The sequence below is a fragment of the Acinetobacter tandoii DSM 14970 = CIP 107469 genome, assembly GCF_000400735.1.
Lineage (GTDB): Bacteria > Pseudomonadota > Gammaproteobacteria > Pseudomonadales > Moraxellaceae > Acinetobacter > Acinetobacter tandoii.
Map to the genome: position 1 here is coordinate 485,170 of NZ_KE007366.1, position 16,152 is coordinate 501,321.

General features: G+C 41.2%; 15 protein-coding genes. 6 read left to right on the forward strand and 9 right to left on the reverse strand.

Translation table 11 applies throughout. The features are described from left to right. Positions 1-22: 22 nt before the first annotated feature. From I593_RS08940 to I593_RS08950, 3 genes are all read right to left on the reverse strand, one after another. Positions 23-1,546 (reverse strand): DHA2 family efflux MFS transporter permease subunit, encoded by a 1,524-nt coding sequence (locus I593_RS08940; protein WP_016167244.1) that lies wholly within the window; start codon positions 1,544-1,546, stop codon positions 23-25. Between the two features lie 6 nt (positions 1,547-1,552). Next, complete coding sequence (locus tag I593_RS08945; protein WP_016167245.1) at positions 1,553-2,686, reverse strand: HlyD family secretion protein; 1,134 nt, start codon at positions 2,684-2,686, stop codon at positions 1,553-1,555. A 274-nt stretch (positions 2,687-2,960) separates the two neighbouring features. Then, positions 2,961-3,458, reverse strand: coding sequence for a thioesterase family protein (locus tag I593_RS08950; protein ID WP_016167246.1), 498 nt, complete (start codon positions 3,456-3,458; stop codon positions 2,961-2,963). 108 nt (positions 3,459-3,566) lie between these two features. Here I593_RS08950 and hemB point away from each other — a divergent pair, with 108 nt between their 5' ends. Together hemB and I593_RS08960 are read left to right on the forward strand one after the other, a co-directional pair. Further along, the gene (gene hemB, locus I593_RS08955) at positions 3,567-4,580 is read left to right on the forward strand and encodes a porphobilinogen synthase (protein ID WP_016167247.1); all 1,014 of its coding nucleotides are present in this window, start codon (positions 3,567-3,569) and stop codon (positions 4,578-4,580) included. A 16-nt stretch (positions 4,581-4,596) separates the two neighbouring features. Further along, positions 4,597-5,715 carry an NAD(P)/FAD-dependent oxidoreductase gene (locus I593_RS08960; protein WP_016167248.1) on the forward strand — a complete coding sequence of 373 codons (1,119 nt, stop codon included), beginning with the start codon at positions 4,597-4,599 and terminating at the stop codon, positions 5,713-5,715. 14 nt (positions 5,716-5,729) lie between these two features. Here I593_RS08960 and I593_RS08965 read toward each other — a convergent pair whose 3' ends face one another. Both I593_RS08965 and I593_RS08970 read right to left on the reverse strand, forming a co-directional pair. Further along, on the reverse strand, positions 5,730-6,626 hold the full coding sequence (locus I593_RS08965; protein WP_016167249.1) for a TIGR01777 family oxidoreductase: 897 nt from the start codon (positions 6,624-6,626) through the stop codon (positions 5,730-5,732). A gap of 67 nt (positions 6,627-6,693) precedes the next feature. After that, positions 6,694-7,140, reverse strand: a complete 447-nt coding sequence (locus tag I593_RS08970; RefSeq protein ID WP_016167250.1) for an ABZJ_00895 family protein — start codon at positions 7,138-7,140, stop codon at positions 6,694-6,696. A gap of 307 nt (positions 7,141-7,447) precedes the next feature. Between I593_RS08970 and I593_RS08975 the strand changes: the two genes are divergently transcribed. From I593_RS08975 to I593_RS08985, 3 genes are all read left to right on the forward strand, one after another. Next, positions 7,448-7,825: a VOC family protein gene (locus tag I593_RS08975; protein ID WP_016167251.1), complete on the forward strand. Its 378-nt coding sequence runs from the start codon at positions 7,448-7,450 to the stop codon at positions 7,823-7,825. Between the two features lie 98 nt (positions 7,826-7,923). Further along, on the forward strand, positions 7,924-9,177 hold the full coding sequence (locus tag I593_RS08980) for an exonuclease SbcCD subunit D (protein WP_016167252.1): 1,254 nt from the start codon (positions 7,924-7,926) through the stop codon (positions 9,175-9,177). 9 nt (positions 9,178-9,186) lie between these two features. Next, the gene (locus I593_RS08985; protein ID WP_016167253.1) at positions 9,187-12,783 is read left to right on the forward strand and encodes an AAA family ATPase; all 3,597 of its coding nucleotides are present in this window, start codon (positions 9,187-9,189) and stop codon (positions 12,781-12,783) included. A gap of 111 nt (positions 12,784-12,894) precedes the next feature. Here the strand turns inward: I593_RS08985 and fur are convergent, their stop codons facing one another. Beyond that, entirely contained in the window at positions 12,895-13,332 is a 438-nt protein-coding gene (gene fur, locus I593_RS08990; protein ID WP_016167254.1) for a ferric iron uptake transcriptional regulator, read from the reverse strand. 114 nt (positions 13,333-13,446) lie between these two features. Here fur and I593_RS08995 point away from each other — a divergent pair, with 114 nt between their 5' ends. Beyond that, positions 13,447-13,845 carry an outer membrane protein assembly factor BamE gene (locus I593_RS08995; protein ID WP_016167255.1) on the forward strand — a complete coding sequence of 133 codons (399 nt, stop codon included), beginning with the start codon at positions 13,447-13,449 and terminating at the stop codon, positions 13,843-13,845. 45 nt (positions 13,846-13,890) lie between these two features. Here the strand turns inward: I593_RS08995 and I593_RS09000 are convergent, their stop codons facing one another. The 3 genes from I593_RS09000 to I593_RS09010 form a co-directional block, all read right to left on the reverse strand. Next, positions 13,891-14,214, reverse strand: a complete 324-nt coding sequence (locus I593_RS09000) for an RnfH family protein (RefSeq protein WP_016167256.1) — start codon at positions 14,212-14,214, stop codon at positions 13,891-13,893. Next, positions 14,214-15,296, reverse strand: a complete 1,083-nt coding sequence (locus I593_RS09005) for a hypothetical protein (protein ID WP_016167257.1) — start codon at positions 15,294-15,296, stop codon at positions 14,214-14,216. The genes I593_RS09000 and I593_RS09005 overlap by 1 nt, the downstream gene beginning before the upstream one ends. A gap of 174 nt (positions 15,297-15,470) precedes the next feature. After that, positions 15,471-15,926 carry a bacteriohemerythrin gene (locus I593_RS09010; protein WP_026441193.1) on the reverse strand — a complete coding sequence of 152 codons (456 nt, stop codon included), beginning with the start codon at positions 15,924-15,926 and terminating at the stop codon, positions 15,471-15,473. Between the last annotated feature and the right edge of the window lie 226 nt (positions 15,927-16,152).

Consider the following 16,152-nt stretch of genomic DNA (forward strand, 5'->3'; position numbering starts at 1 on the left):
ATTGCGGTGCTCAAGCGAATCCTTAATGGCTTGGTCCTGTGACTTTAGTTTTCGGTTTGGGTGCAAGCCAAATCAATAAACTTGCCACAATAAACACCAAGGTTAAGATAAAGAAAACATGATCGACCGACATGGTCATGGCTTCTTTATCGACCAAGTTGGAAATCACGCCCAAAGCCGTTTCATTAGTCATACCATTTTGCACTAAAGTATTTTGGACTTCACTGGTGTGCAAACTCGATACCATTTCAGTCCGCGCCACTTTGGCATGATCATCCCAAATGGTCACGGCAATGGAAGCACCTATTGCCCCTGCCATAGTTCTTAAGAAATTCATCAAGCCTGCTGCTGAAGCCATTTCAGAGGTCATCACGGAACCAAGCGCAATATTTGACAAAGGGATGAAAAAGAATGGTACAGCAAAACCCTGCAAGATCTGTGGCATTGCCAAAGTCATAAAGTCAGCATCGGTCACCCAAAAGGCACGCATCAAGGTTACAATCCCCATCAGTAGCAGGCCAAAACTGGCCAAAGCACGAGGGTCGTGCTTGTTTGCCAGTTTTGCCACAATTGGTGACATGGTCAAACTACCAAAGCCCATGGTAGCAGTCAGATAACCCGCCCATGTCGCAGTGTAGCCCAAGTTAACCTGCACCCACTGCGGAATTAAAACAATACTGGCAAAAAAGCCACCAAATGCAAAAGCCAGAGATAACACCGAGATGCTAAAGCCGCGATAACGGAAAATTGCAATATTCACAATGGGGTGCTCTTCGGTCAGCTCCCAAATGATAAATGCAATTAAACCAATGACCGTGATGACCGCAAGGAAGCAAATAAAGGTACTGTTAAACCAGTCATTTTCATGCCCCAAATCGAGCATGAGCTGTAAAGCTCCAATCCAGAGCACCAATAAACCTAAACCTATGGCGTCAATTGGTAAGCGGAATTTATCTGTTTCTGCAGGTTTTAATAAACGTATTGCCGCTAAGGCACAAATAATCCCTACTGGAATATTGATAAAGAAAATCCAGTGCCATGACCAATTATCACTAATCGAACCACCCAGAATTGGACCTAAAATTGGACCAACAACCGTGGTCATGGCCCACATGCCCATCGCCTGAGATTGTTTTTCAGGTGGGAAAATACGCATCAGCAAGGTCTGACTGAGTGGCATAATTGGACCACCAAATAGACCCTGACCAATACGGCAAAACACCAGCATTTCTAAACTGGTAGAAAGTCCGCACAATACCGAAAAAGTGGTGAAGCCAATTAGGCTAATCACAAATAATCGTACTGTTCCGAAACGCCCAGCCAACCAGCCAGTCAAAGGCACACAGATTGCTTCTGCAACTGCATAAGAGGTAATTACCCAAGTACCCTGCGAGCTTGAAACGGCCAAACTCCCAGTAATATGCGGAACTGAGACATTGGCGATGGTCATGTCGAGCACCACCATAAAGTTCGCCAATGCCAGTACAAAGGCAGCGAGCATTAAGCGGCTACCTTGTAAATCACCAAAAGGACGATACTGGTTCATGAGCAATTACTTCGAACGTAAATCGATTTTGGCTTCCATTGAAAGTCCAACACGTAGTGGATGTTTCGCCAACTCTTGAGGATCAAGGGTAATTCGAACAGGTAATCGCTGTACCACTTTAATCCAGTTACCCGTCGCATTTTGCGCAGGAATGAGGGCAAAAGCAGCACCCGTTCCTCCAGAGAATCCCTGAACCGTACCGTGAAACTCAACAGCATCCCCATACAGGTCGGAAACTAAACTGACTTTTTGCCCTGCACGAACTTTTTCTAACTGGCTTTCTTTGAAGTTTGCATCAACATAGAGTTGTGACACTGGTACGACCATCATCATCACAGTGCCAGGGGCAACACGTTGACCTACTTGAATATTTCGGCGTGTCACTACCCCATCAAGCGGTGCTTTAATCTGGGTACGCTCTAAATCCAGAAGCGCTTGTTTTAATTTAGTTTCAGCAATCAACACATCAGGAGTTGAGTTCTCATTACTGTCCTGAATCAAAGCATCATTAGCCGCCAAAGTACTTTGTGCCGCTTTTTGATTTGATTTTGCTTGGGCCAATGTCGCTTGTGAAACTGCTAAACCTGCTTTGGCATTTTCCACTGCAATTTGTGCTGTACTTAATTCTTCTTTTGAAATAGCACCTGAAGCACTGAGTTGTTGACGACGCAATAATTCTTTTTCCGCCTTGCCTAAATCCACTTGTGCCTTTTGCACCTGCGCCTCAGCGCTGTGAATACCATCATCACTCACAAAGACTTGTGAATTCAATGCACTACTATTGGCACGCGTTTGCTTGTATTGACGCTTGGCTTTGGTGAGTTCTGCCTGTGCTGCGGCAACTGCAATTTTGGCATCGCGATTATCAATTTGAACCAGCACATCACCTTGTTTAACAGTTTGCGTATCTTTAACCAAAACTTGTTGTACTTGACCATTCACCATTGAGGTAATTGAAGCCGTTTCTGCACCAACATAGGCATTGTCTGTACTGACAAAATGGTTTAAAAATAATGCCCAAACTGCATAAACCACGGCAATAATCGCCAGTATTGCTCCAAATATCGCAAAGGACTTTTTACGTTTAGCTTGCATATTTGCGGCATTCGATTGTGGTGGAGTAGTTGAAGCTTCTGTCATCATTTCTTCCTTCAGCCAGACAGACTTGGTCACCACAAAATCCACAACTCAAACAGTTTTTTACTTATTTTTAAAAACTGAAGATTCGTGTCGATGAGAAAGTCATTTCTTTAATATAAATTTGGCTAGGAATTTTAAATAAAAAACTCATCATTTGAGAAATGATTTTTTAGACTGATCGGTTTATTAATTGATTCAAGCTGCCCTTATCTTGGCAGCTTAAAACTTATTTTGAGAGAAAATTTCAAATAAAATAATTTACTTTTCAACTACTTTAGAAAGCATAAGATGCAATAGCAGTCGCAATTGGTTTATCTTCATCATTTACCAAAGTCATACGCATGGTGCAACCTTTACGTCCTAAGCGTAAGGTTTCTGCACGGGCAACAAAGAATTTGCCACGTCCAGGAGCTAAATAATCGACTCGCATGTCCACCGTTGCCAGTCGCGTCACTTTCTTAATAGTGTCAGGCAATTGCTCAGGCTCAGTGCGTTTATACAGCTCGCCCATTGCCACGATTCCACCTACACTGTCTAGAATTGTTGCGGCAACGCCACCATGTAGAATTTGAAAAGCAACATTTCCAATCATGTAGGGCTGCATTTCAATATAGCCTTCAATCTGCTGATCAACCACACGCATCGTCATGCCATTATGGGAGAAAAATGGCGAACTATTAAAGGCATGACATAATTGTTGCAATACCACATCAATATCGACTTTCGAACCCAAGTGGATTCCTCCCGTCCATTTCTTTTCCATATCGCTCATAAATTACTCAAACACCTAAAATTTTGAAAAAACGACCGCATTTTGCCCCTAAAGCTGTGTGATGGGTCTACAATACTGCCTAGTTTAATACTGATCAGTGAGATTGTTATGACTTATACGTTCAATCGTCCAGCATTTCCTGCCACCCGTATGCGTCGTATTCGAAAGAATGACCAATTACGTGCCATGGTTCGGGAAACTCAACTCACGACTGATCACTTGATTTATCCTGTATTTGTACTGCCAGGTCAAAACCAAACCCAAGATATTCCAAGTATGCCGAAGATTCAGCGCCTTTCTGCTGATCTATTATTAAAAAAAGCGGAAACGTTATTAGAACTTGGTGTGTCTAAATTGGCACTGTTCCCTGTTACACCACAAGAAGATAAAAGTTTAACTGCTGAAGCAGCATGGCGCGACGATGGTTTAGTGCAAAATACCGTTCGCTTACTTAAAAAAGAACTGCCAGAAATGGTGCTCATTACCGATGGTGCGCTGGATCCTTATACCACCCACGGTCAAGATGGCATTATTGATGACACAGGTTATGTTCTGAATGATGAAACCGTTGAATGCCTGATTAAACAAGCCTTGAGTCATGCAGAAGCAGGTGCAGATGTGGTTGCACCGAGTGACATGATGGATGGTCGGATTGGCGCAATTCGCCATGCCTTAGAGACCAATGGACATATCTATACCAATATTATGGCGTATTCGGCGAAATATGCATCGAGCTTCTATGGTCCATTCCGTGATGCGGTTGGGTCTGCAAGTAACCTAAAAGGTGGCAATAAATACAATTACCAAATGGATGTTGGTAACCGTGCTGAAGCCTTACATGAAATTGCACTGGATATTCAGGAAGGTGCAGACATGGTGATTGTTAAACCAGGAATGCCGTACTTAGACATCGTGCGTGAAGTCAAAGATACTTTTGGTGTTCCAACTTTTGTTTATCAAGTCAGTGGAGAATACGCGATGTTAGCGGGTGCCATTCAAAATGGCTGGTTATCTGATCAAGTCATTATTGAATCCTTGATGAGCTGTCGTCGGGCGGGTGCAGATGGGATTTGGACCTACTTCGCGGAAGAAGCAGCGCTTAAACTTAAAGCCATGAACTAATTGATCTCAAATTTTTATGAATATCGTCATTATTGGTGCTGGCATTAGTGGTCTACTATCAGCTTTAGAATTGGCCGAACAAGGTTGTCAGGTCAATATTTATAACCAAACCTATGCAGGGCAAGCCTCATGGGCGGGTGGCGGTATTCTTTCTCCAATGTACCCTTGGCGCTATCCACGTGCAGTCAATCTCTTGGCGCAACATGGTAAAGCGCTATACCAAACATGGAATGAAAAATTACAGCCCGTAACAGGCATAGATTTTGAAATTCATGAAACAGGGATGTTAATTTTGGACGAAACCGATTTTGAAGTCGGTTTAAATTATAAAACTCAATTCCAAGACCCCATGCAGCACTGCGAATACTTGCAGCGGGAACAACTAGATCAGGTCAATCCGCATCTTTCCGAACAGTTTCAACATGCGATTTACTTTCCAGAAATTGCCAATGTCCGTAATCCTCGACTATTACAATCCCTGCGAAATTATTTAGAACAGCATCCGAAGGTTCAATTTTTCGATCAAATGCCTATTCAGAAATTTCATATTCAGCAGGACAAAATTGAATATGTAGAAACTGAAACAGGACAGAAAGTTTATGCCGATCAATTTGTAGTAACAACAGGTGCTTGGTCTGGTTTATGGTCAGCGCAACTGGGGTTGGAACTACCCGTTCGCCCAGTACAAGGGCAAATGGCACTCATTAAAACCCCTGCCCACTGGTTACCAACCATGTGTATGAATCGTGTGATGTATCTCATTCCGCGTATGGATGGGCATATTATCTGTGGTTCAAGCATGCAAGAGTGTGGGTTTAATGCTGAAACTTCGGATCAGATTCAACAGAATATTTTAGAAGCTGCTTATGAAATGGTGCCTGAGTTAGCCCAATTCCCTGTAGTGCAAAATTGGGCTGGCTTACGTCCTAGTTCACCCGAAGGTATTCCTTATATTGGCCAACTACCTCATCTGCATAATGTCTGGATCAATCTGGGACATTTTAGAAACGGTTTATGTATGGGACCTGCATCAGCACAACTGCTACGTCAGCTTATCTTGAAGCAACCTACATCTGTAGATTCGACTATTTACAGTCCAGAACAATTGCTGAAACTAGAAGTAATGACCAGTTAAAACACTGCTCCACATCAAAGCAAATCATTTAATGCTTCTTTTAGAGTCGGAAACTTGAACTCAAACCCTACTTGCTGAAGGGCTTTAGATTGCACGAATTGACCATTTAAAATTAATTGTGATTGCTCCCCCAATAGGCTTTTAAAAACCCAAGCTGGCATACTTAACAACGGATGTCGTTTTAAACTAAGTGCTGCAATATTCACAAATTGACTCTGTGTGACTTTTTCTGGTGCAACCACATTAAAGACTTTCTGTTCAGTCTCATGGGTCAGAATAAACTCCATCGCACGTAGTACATCCTGAATGTGTACCCAGACCACAGGCTGCCGCCCATGCCCTATACGTCCGACCAAATTCCATTTAATTGGAAACAACATCTGCGGCAATATGCCGCCACCACGCCCAAAAACCACACCAAGCCGCATAATTTTAGTGTGCTGCGTCGTATCTGCACGAGCTGCCTGTTCCCACTGTTGGCAAAGTTGCGACATAAAAATGTCTTGAGCAGGTGATTCTTCTGTACAAACTTGCTGCCATTGCTCCGAAGCATCAATACCGTAGTATCCCACCGCAGAACCCGACAAAATACATTTCGGGAAAATTTGTCTGCGTTGTAAAAATTGATAGAGGGCTTGAGTTGTTTTGACCCGACTTTGAATCAGTTTTTGTTTGCGCTGCGCAGTCCATCGACCCTGCGCAATACTTTCACCCGCCAGATTAATCACATAATCAATAGAGTGCAGTTGTAGTTCATCAAAATGCTGAATCCAGCTTAAATCAGGATGGGTTCGGGGTTGTGGTTTCCGAGAGACACCAATCACCTGATAATCTCGCTCCAGTAAATAAGGCAACAAATGGGAACCAATAAACCCTGAAGCTCCCGTAATCAACACCACAGGCTTGTACATAAAACAATCTCTTGGCTAGATGTTTTATCTATAAATGAGATAGACAATAAATACAAGTTTATATGCATTAACCCAACATTTTGTTTGCCATACGTTGTGCTTGGGCACCATAAAACCAATAAGTGAGCAAATATAGTGGAATGGCAATTAACAAAAACATAATCAACACCACCGCCATAAATTGCGGTTGTTGCAAATACAACAAAAGATCTTGCCAAATGGTTGGATTACTGCGTGAGAAGAAATAAATCCCACCGAGTAAGCCCAGTAAATTATAGCCCCAGAAAATCAGGCTAAACCCCAAAGTAAAACGCTTTCGTTCTGTCTGCGTTGGGGCACGCTTTTGCTCTTTCAAAAATTTGAATAATACCCAAATCATTGCCACCAGATAAGGTACCGCTGTCAGTACCCCTCCCATCCCTCTTGGCATCAATGCTGCCAAAACACCGCAAATACATGTGAACAGAAAACACAGTACAAAAAACCAAATAAAATAACGGTGCAGTGGTATCATGAATACAGCTCAACAGGGGCAAAAAGCCATTATAAAAAAAATTTCAATCTTTTTTCATTTTCTTGTCAACCAATTCAAACTTGTTCACGTTATTAAGAGTACAAGGTTCGAAACCGTCAATTTGTACTGGCATCCACAATATTTTCGGCGACCTTCTACCTAAAGCAATAAGCTTGGCGTGAATGCCAAACTTTTAAAACAGCAGCTTAAAAGTTTGGTGTATCCACCGTTTTTTGACCGACGATTTCATCATCACTCGAATCGTCGGTCTTTATTTTTTAGAACAATAAAAATAGGAACTCAGATCATGCAGCCATTGGTCTACTTTGAAATTCAATCATCAAACCCTGCTCGTGATCTTCAATTTTACCAAGCGGTCTTTGGTTGGACATTTACCAAGGTTGAAGGTCTTCCCATCGAATATTATCAAATTGATACAGCGAATATACATGGCGGTTTATTAAAGCGCCCTGCGGAAATTCCTCCGACACATTGCGGCACCAATGCCTTTACCTGTTCCATTCAAGTGGAAGATTTTGATACAACTGCGGCAAAAATTTTAGCGCAGGGAGGACAAGAAGCCATGCCCAAATTCGCTATTCCAAATAAATGTTGGCAAGGCTATTTCATCGATCCAGATCACAACACTTTTGGCTTGGTACAACTCGACCCAAATGCAGCGTAAGGAATAATTTTCGCGACTAAAATTGTCATCACCTACAGCATATCTGGGCATGTAAAATATGCTAAGTTATACACGGCATTTTCACGCTTTGAGATCATATGACTGTTCGCTTTTTTCATACTTCTGACTGGCACTTGGGACAATTTTTTTATAACCACTCTCGTCAGTATGAACATGAACAGTTTTTAACGTGGCTGATTGATCAAATTAAATTAAAACAGCCACATGCCCTACTCATTGCAGGGGATATTTTCGATGTGATTAACCCCGCATCCAGTGCGCAAAAGCAACTTTATCAATTCTTGGCGGATGCACATGCGGTGGCTCCGCACATGCAAACGCTCATGATTGCAGGGAACCATGACTCAGGTTATCGCATTGAACAGGTCGAGCCATTGCTGTCTAAATACAATGCCAAAGCCGTCGGAGTCATTCATAAAAATACCGAAGGACAGCTCGATTTAAATCGCTTACTTATTCCTATTTATAATGAACAGCAGCACATTGTGGCTTGGTGCCTAAGCCTACCATTTTTACGTCCTGCTGAAATTACAGGAATCAACGAACAAACCAACGATAGTAAAGCGGCTATCGCCCATTTACATCAACAGCTCATTGCGGCAGCTAAACAGCGTAAAACGAAAGATCAGGCCCTAATCCTGATGTCGCATGCTCATATGCAAGGTGCAGAAACCTCAGACTCAGAACGCCCGATTATTATTGGCAATGAAGAAGCACTTTCAACGGCGCTGTTTGATGAGGTCATTGATTATGTGGCATTAGGTCATTTGCATAAACCGCAAAAGGTTGGACAAGACCATATTCGTTATAGTGGTTCTCCCATTCCACTGTCCTTCAGTGAAGTGAATTACAAACACCAACTCTTAGAAATTACCATAGATCCACAACTCGCTTCTCCAGAACGCGTACAACTTGAAGTGTTGCCTATTCCACGCAGTATCGCCCTACACCGCATTCGTGGCGAAATGCATGATGTATTGCAACAACTTAGCACTTTAGCGACAGGTGAAATTGAGAATATTGATCAACGTGAATATGTCGATATTGAATATCATAGCCTGACACCGCCTCCTCCTAATTTACGCCAGCAATTTGAACAGGCATTACCTGAAAATCGCTATCGTTTAGTCAGAATTTCACGCCAATATTTATCTTCAGAGCAAGATGGATCACATACACAAGCGATACAGCTTGAACCACCAACCCCAGCACAACTTTTCCAAAATGTATGGCAGAAGCAGGGCTATTCCGCCGATGATGAAGTTCTGAATGACTTTATGAGTTTGGTACATGAAGCAGAAAAAATTTTAGAAGATGAACAAAATAGTTAAAGGGTTGCCATGAAAATTTTATCCATTCGAATTAAAAATCTGGCATCTCTTGCAGGTGAACATTTAATTGATTTTGCTGCTGAACCCCTTGCCAACGCAGGCCTCATCGCGATTGTAGGAAAAACAGGTGCAGGGAAATCGACCATTTTAGATGCGATGTGTTTGGCACTGTTCAATAAAATGCCACGTTTAAAAGACAGTGATGGTAAATTGCTGGATAGCGATGGCTCAGAATTACTCACCAATTCGCCACTCACGGTTTTACGTCGCGGTACAGGGCATGGTTTTGCCGAATTATGTTTTATTGCCCAAGATCAAAAATGTTATTTGGCACGTTGGGAAGTCAAACGTGCGCGTGAAAGTGCCTCAGGCAAACTTCAAAATGTACAACGTTACTTAAAATGTTTAACTGACGATGTCGTGATTGCTGATAAAAGTAAAGCCGTCGAAACTCATATTCAACAGCTTACCCAACTCAGTTTTGAACAGTTTACCCGTGCAGTATTATTAGCACAGTCAGAAGTGACTGCTTTTTTAAAAGCCCGTGACAATGAACGTGGCGAATTATTAGAATATCTGACCAATTCCAGTATTTTCGGTAAAATTGGACAACTGGCTTATGAAAAAACCAAATCAATTGCAACACAACGCAAGGAACTGGAAAATATCTTAGGGCATATTGAAATTCGCTCAGAAGAAGAAATTACAGCGCTACGCAATGAATATGAAACTACTCAACAGCATTATCAAAGACTCGAACAGGAAAAATCACAATACCTTCAACAACAGCAATGGTTTGCACAACGCTATAAATTAGAACAAGATATTCTTCTGAAACAGCAACAGCATGAAATCCAGCAACAAGCCCATGCTAACTTAGCGCAAGATCGCCAACAACTGAATCAACTCGAAACTTTTTCTGCCATACGTCCCATCGTATTTCAACAACAACAAATTCTAAACACACTACAACAGCTTGAACCGCAAATTCAGCAACAACAACATGATTTTATCAGTTTAAGCCGCCAGTTTGAGCAAGAACAAAATCATTTTCAACATGCTGAAACCACCTTACATCAGTTACAAGATTTCGAGTTGCAACATCAGCAAGAACTGAGCGATGTCCGTAAATATGTACAAGAACGCGACTATATTGCGGATGAATACAAAAAGACGAAAACTCGTCTGCAACAACTAAGTATGCAGCAGCACCCCCTACTCGAACAGCAACAACAGTTTGAACAACAACTACAGCAATTGATCACTCAGCAGCAATTCTGTGCTACTCAATTACAAAATAGCGATCAATTTGCCATTTTAGATCAAGGTTTACAGGCTCATCTTCAGCAAATCAATCAATTTATTGATTACTACCAAAAAGTTGAATCAAGCTTAGGGAATATCCCGCAAGCACAGCAACAACTTGATCAAGACAAAATTCTACTAAAAAAATTAGTCGCAGAATTTGGGACGACGGCTCAAATTGAAACGCAACGAGAACAACAACAGAAGAACAAAGAGCAACAACTTACTCGACTTAATCAACTGGATTCAGCTCAGCAAAAATTGGCGTATTTCTTTACTTTAACTGATGAAATCCTGAGTCTAAAGAGCAAACTAAGCAACATTCAACAACAGCAGCAACAACACGAGCAAAACACTAAACAAGCAGAAACCGAGTTTCAGGCGGCAAAAGAGGAACGAGAAAAATTACAAAGTTTCTTGCAACAACAACGCTTATTACATGCTGAAAATGTTGAACATTTGCGTGCAGCATTACAACAAGGTGAAGCCTGCCTCGTCTGTGGCAGTACCGAACACCCTTATCGTGATGATGAAAATCAAGTTTCCAAAGCATTGTATGAACTGCAACAACAACAGGAACAACAAGCGATTCAACAGGAACAACAATGTCTACAGCTTTGGCAGACTACTCAACAACAACTGACTCAAATTAGTGCTGAGCAAGTCCAACTACAGCATTCACTACAACAACTGAATGAAAAATCAGAACGACAAAAAAATGAATTACAACAACATCTCACACTATCCGAGCTAGTTCTAGATTTAACTCATCCTCAACAGGAAATCTTGACTACACTACAACAAACCGTTGCCGAAAATACCCAACTCAAACAACAAACTGAATTTCATTTACAACAGCTCAATCAAGCCTATAAAGAGCAGTTGCAACTTACACAACGCATTCAACACCATACACATCAACTCGCATCGGTGCAGCAGTGGCAACAACAAATCCAGCAGATTATTGATTGTCTAGCACCGCACGAACAAGCTGCATGGGTAGAACAACCGCTACTGACTGCACAACACACAATGCAATGTTTACAGCAACGCGTACAGCAAATTGCACAACGTGATAGTTTAAATAAACAGAAAGAACACGCTGAACAACAACTGAACATTCTCAAAGCGAATCTTAATCATTTGAATGTACAGCTCATCGAGTTCGAGCAACAACTCAAAGCGGTTGAAGCCAAAGGCAAACACAATGCTGAAGCAGCTCAGCAACTTATTGTTAGCATGATTGGCTCAACCGAGCTCAAGGCGAATGAATGGCTTCAACAGCATGATCAACAACGTCACCACTTACAACAACAATACCAACAGCTCAAACTTAGTTTTGAACAGGCACGTCAAAATTTTGAACAACATAAAAATGCCTTGGAACAATTAAAAGCACAACAACAACAACAACAACATGCACTCGAGCAAACTCAAACAGAAATTTCAACATGGTTAACGCAGCACAGTGAATTTACTGAGCCATTATTAAAAACGCTACTTGCGATTTCCTCAACTCAGGAACAACAACTGCGTTTATCTTTACAACAGGCAGACCGTCTATTGAATGAAGCTGCCTATGCTTTGCAAACGCTGCAAGCGCAGTTACAGCAACATCAGCAGCAGCAACCTGAAATTGACCACGATCAATTGCTCCAATTACTTGAACAAAATGCTGTGCAATTACAACAACTGTTGGAGCAACGTGATCAACTCAAATTAACACTGGAATTGCATCAGCAAAATTTAGCCAAGCAACAGCAATTTGCCACCCAAATACAACAAATCCAGCAACAGGAACATCGTTGGGCTAAAATTTCAGGTCTCATGGGTGATGCCACAGGGAAAAAGTTCCGCGACTTGGCACAACAATATCATCTTGATATTTTAATTGAATACGCCAACCAACAATTAGCCCTTCTATCACAACGTTATACCTTAAAGCGCTTGGATAACTCGCTCAGTCTCGCCATTATTGATCATGATATGGATGGTGAAACCCGTTCGGTTTCTTCTCTGTCAGGAGGAGAATCTTTCCTGACCGCATTGGCTTTATCGTTAGCTATTGCCAATATGGCAGCAGGCTCAATGAAAATTGAGTCGCTATTTATTGATGAAGGTTTTGGCACTTTAGATGCTTCATCTTTGCATATGGTCATGAATGCTTTTGATCAATTACAAAATCAAGGACGCAAAGTCGTGTTGATCTCGCATATTCAAGAAATGCATGAGCGCATTCCAGTTCAAATTCAAGTACAACCCATGGGTTCTGGCTCGAGTCGTATCCAGATTGTGTCTTAAGTGTTTATACGTAATATTCAGTCAATTTAACCATTATTCTTAATCCATCAGACAATAAAAAAGGCTTCGTTTTAGAAGCCTTTTTTAAGTTCAGCAAGTGCTTAAGTTACATTACTTTTTACGTAATGCATCCTGACATTCTTGCTCATCACAGTAGCCATACAGATTTAATGAATGTCCTGTTAAGGTAAACCCATGTTTTTCTGCCACTGTATGTTGTTCATGTTCAATAACTTCGTTAGTAAATTCAACAACTTTATTGCAGTTTTGGCAAACCAAGTGATCATGATGATCGTCTTGCATAATTTCAAAAACAGAATGATTATTTTCAAAATGATGACGCTGAATAATACCAGCAGCTTCGAATTGCGTTAACACGCGGTAAACAGTTGCTAAACCGACATCTTCACCCTGTTCGAGTAAAGTCTTATAGATATCTTCCGCGCTTAAATGATGTTGCTTTGAATTTTCTAATAATTCTAATATTTTAATTCGTGGAAGTGTAACTTTAAGTCCAGCTTTGCGTAAGTCTTGGTTTGAAATAGGCATGTAAAAAGGTCTCTCTCAACAAATTTAAAGTTGGAATATGCAACAAAGTTAAGATGCAGTATGATCTATCCGTGGATCAAATGCATCAAAATTAATTTGGGATAGTGTAGCAAAATGCAAAAAATCATGTTGACGTTATTCGTCACTTCACTGCTCGCGGGCTGTTCGACCTTGGGCGTTTATAAAGTAGATATTCCTCAAGGAACACCATTAACACAAGCCCAAGCTTCAAAAATTCAAGTTGGCATGAGTTACCAACAGGTGCGTTTTTTACTCGGTAGCCCAACCATTACAGATCCATTAAATCCATTACGATGGGACTACGTCTACAATTATATCCCAGGAACTTATGCTAAAAAAGCCAAGATCCCCGCAGCGCATGGTCAGCATTTGAAAATTTACTTCGATCAAAACGGTATTGTGAACAAGATTGAAGGTCTAGAAACGATTCCAGAATCACAACCTGGTTTACCTGGATCGAAAGAAGCGATTTTAACTGCGCCTCCACTATAGACGCTTTAAAATAAAAAGAAACCCCTCATTGAGGGGTTTTTCATATCATTTCAATTGTTTAAAGCGATTGCCTTTGGCATATCGTCCTACAGGGTTATTGGCTGCACGGTTACGTCGAATGTCCTTTGGATTAATGGTCAACGCCCGATAAATTTCAACCCGATCACCCGCTTGCAGCAATTGTGCAGAGTTTTCAAGACGTATGCCAAAGATCCCCAACTGCAACATTTCGGGTAATTCAACCTGCTCTCGAATTCCACTTTGCTCAATTGCATCTAATGCAGTCATACCTGATTGAAAGGGAACTTCCAGATGAAACTGTTGTTCCGAGGTCGCATAGGCCACCCAAACTTTGGCTTGCTCCGTCATCAGATCAATTGTCCTAATACCGACACAATTGCAAGAATGATCGCCAGTGGCAGCACAATACGCACCGCAATACGCCAAAGATTATAAAACAGCTCATTACTAAAATTCATCGCTTTACGCAAATGGCTGATTTTCATAATCCAGCCCGCAAAAATCGCATAGATTAAGCAAATGACTAGACCCCAAAGCACCAAAACAATATGGAATACGGGTGTAATTTCTGGAATAGCCCACACGAACACAGCAGCGACGAGAATTGCCCATTGCACTGCCACCATCACTTGACGTTGTACCAATTGCTCACGTGCAAGCTGTAGCAGCAGTGCCGCCCCTACAACAGTTGCAACCAACAACGCAATCACAGGTAATTGTGCCGCTACAGCAAAATAGGCAAATGCCAACACAGCCACCAACTGGGCAATCCAAATCGGCAATACCGTTTTGCTGGCAACATCATCTTGATTCACTTGAACTAAGCTGGTTTGCCAATACAGCCCCAAACCTAAACCGCTCGCAACCAATGCCAACACGGTTGCACTGCCCCACTCGCTAAACTCAAGTGCAGTCATGTGCCAAGTAGGTAAAGCTGTTCCACTCACTTGTGCAAAAACCAACGCGGCAATGACACCTACAGTGGTGATTAATGCCAAAATCATGCGTGGAGCTAAAGATAAAATAACAGCTGCAATAGCTGATCCCACAAAAAGATATTGTGGGGCAATGCCTTGAGCTACCCATTGTGCGCTGTATTGACTGACATTAAATAACATCGCACCGGCTAGAAATGGAATAAACACCACAGCCATCCAACCGACTAAACGCCATCTTGGAGATGCATCCGCATCACGGGTTAAATTAGATAGTGCATTTAATGCTGTAGTTTTCGAACGCTTGGCCAAAGCAATTTCTAAATAGCAAATTGGCAAAGCCAAAACCAACATAGTGCCAAACCAAAGCAACCAGAAATCGAGTTGACGCTCTGTTTGTATTCCCACTATTGGTGCCACAGTGGCAATAATGATGAATGACAAACAAAAAGCCATCAGCGGCGATAACCATCGTGACATAGCATTGTCCTGCATGATGCATTCCTAATAAAAATCTATCGCTATTTTGCCTTTGTCATGCATGAAAATCAAAAAGAAAAGCAAACCACCGTATTCGATGGCTTGCTGCGCTAATGCTTTTATTTCTTTTTTTAACTTTTTAATTCTTTTGCACAGCATGTCCTTGCCGAATCTTAGACATTACTGTACTTAAGAGAAGAACCGAGCAAACCAATTTTTACCCTTTTTCTTTTCTTTTTCTTTAATAATTCCCATCATGTTTTCTTTGACAGCACCAACATAATCGGCATCATCGTGTTGGATATGGTTAATCAACCATTTCGCTAAGACTTCATGTAATTCAGCCTCAATAGACTGTCCCATTTCAAAACGATCACGATACGACTCAATTTTTTTAATAAATAAGTCATGCACGCGTTTATGCGGCACACGGTATTTGTAACCCGCTTCTTCTTGTAAAGATTCTTCAAAAGTAAAATGTGATTGGGTGTAATCAATAATATTATCGAGAATCTGTTTAATGCGATCACGGTCGGTGTGAAGAGCAATATCATTAATTTCATTAATATAATCAAGGATTCGTTTATGCTGATCATCAATCACATCGATACCAGTATTATATTCTGGAACCCATTTCATCTTGATACGCCCCCATTTAACATTCATCATTCGTTACTTGAAAAGGATAGTAACGGTATTAAATTTAAATAAAAAACAAGTAAATCACTCTGGATTCAAGTTTTTAGCGAAAATCAAAGTCTAATATATTGATAAATATAAATTAATTAGTTTATACCCGATCAAAAGAATAAGATATTTTTTAACCGCAAAGTTTATTTTTTCTTTAATTATGAAAACCTTAATTTTAATA

What these genes read in the sequence shown, in the direction of transcription:
- I593_RS08980 (WP_016167252.1), top strand. Translation starts at nt 7,924, where the DNA reads ATGACTGTTCGCTTTTTTCATACTTCTGACTGGCACTTGGGACAATTT.
- I593_RS08965 (WP_016167249.1), bottom strand. Translation starts at nt 6,626, where the DNA reads ATGTACAAGCCTGTGGTGTTGATTACGGGAGCTTCAGGGTTTATTGGT.
- I593_RS08970 (WP_016167250.1), bottom strand. Translation starts at nt 7,140, where the DNA reads ATGATACCACTGCACCGTTATTTTATTTGGTTTTTTGTACTGTGTTTT.
- I593_RS08940 (WP_016167244.1), bottom strand. Translation starts at nt 1,546, where the DNA reads ATGAACCAGTATCGTCCTTTTGGTGATTTACAAGGTAGCCGCTTAATG.
- fur (WP_016167254.1), bottom strand. Translation starts at nt 13,332, where the DNA reads ATGCCTATTTCAAACCAAGACTTACGCAAAGCTGGACTTAAAGTTACA.
- I593_RS08945 (WP_016167245.1), bottom strand. Translation starts at nt 2,686, where the DNA reads ATGACAGAAGCTTCAACTACTCCACCACAATCGAATGCCGCAAATATG.
- I593_RS08975 (WP_016167251.1), top strand. Translation starts at nt 7,448, where the DNA reads ATGCAGCCATTGGTCTACTTTGAAATTCAATCATCAAACCCTGCTCGT.
- I593_RS08995 (WP_016167255.1), top strand. Translation starts at nt 13,447, where the DNA reads ATGCAAAAAATCATGTTGACGTTATTCGTCACTTCACTGCTCGCGGGC.
- I593_RS08960 (WP_016167248.1), top strand. Translation starts at nt 4,597, where the DNA reads ATGAATATCGTCATTATTGGTGCTGGCATTAGTGGTCTACTATCAGCT.
- I593_RS09005 (WP_016167257.1), bottom strand. Translation starts at nt 15,296, where the DNA reads ATGCAGGACAATGCTATGTCACGATGGTTATCGCCGCTGATGGCTTTT.
- I593_RS08985 (WP_016167253.1), top strand. Translation starts at nt 9,187, where the DNA reads ATGAAAATTTTATCCATTCGAATTAAAAATCTGGCATCTCTTGCAGGT.
- I593_RS08950 (WP_016167246.1), bottom strand. Translation starts at nt 3,458, where the DNA reads ATGAGCGATATGGAAAAGAAATGGACGGGAGGAATCCACTTGGGTTCG.
- I593_RS09000 (WP_016167256.1), bottom strand. Translation starts at nt 14,214, where the DNA reads ATGACGGAGCAAGCCAAAGTTTGGGTGGCCTATGCGACCTCGGAACAA.
- hemB (WP_016167247.1), top strand. Translation starts at nt 3,567, where the DNA reads ATGACTTATACGTTCAATCGTCCAGCATTTCCTGCCACCCGTATGCGT.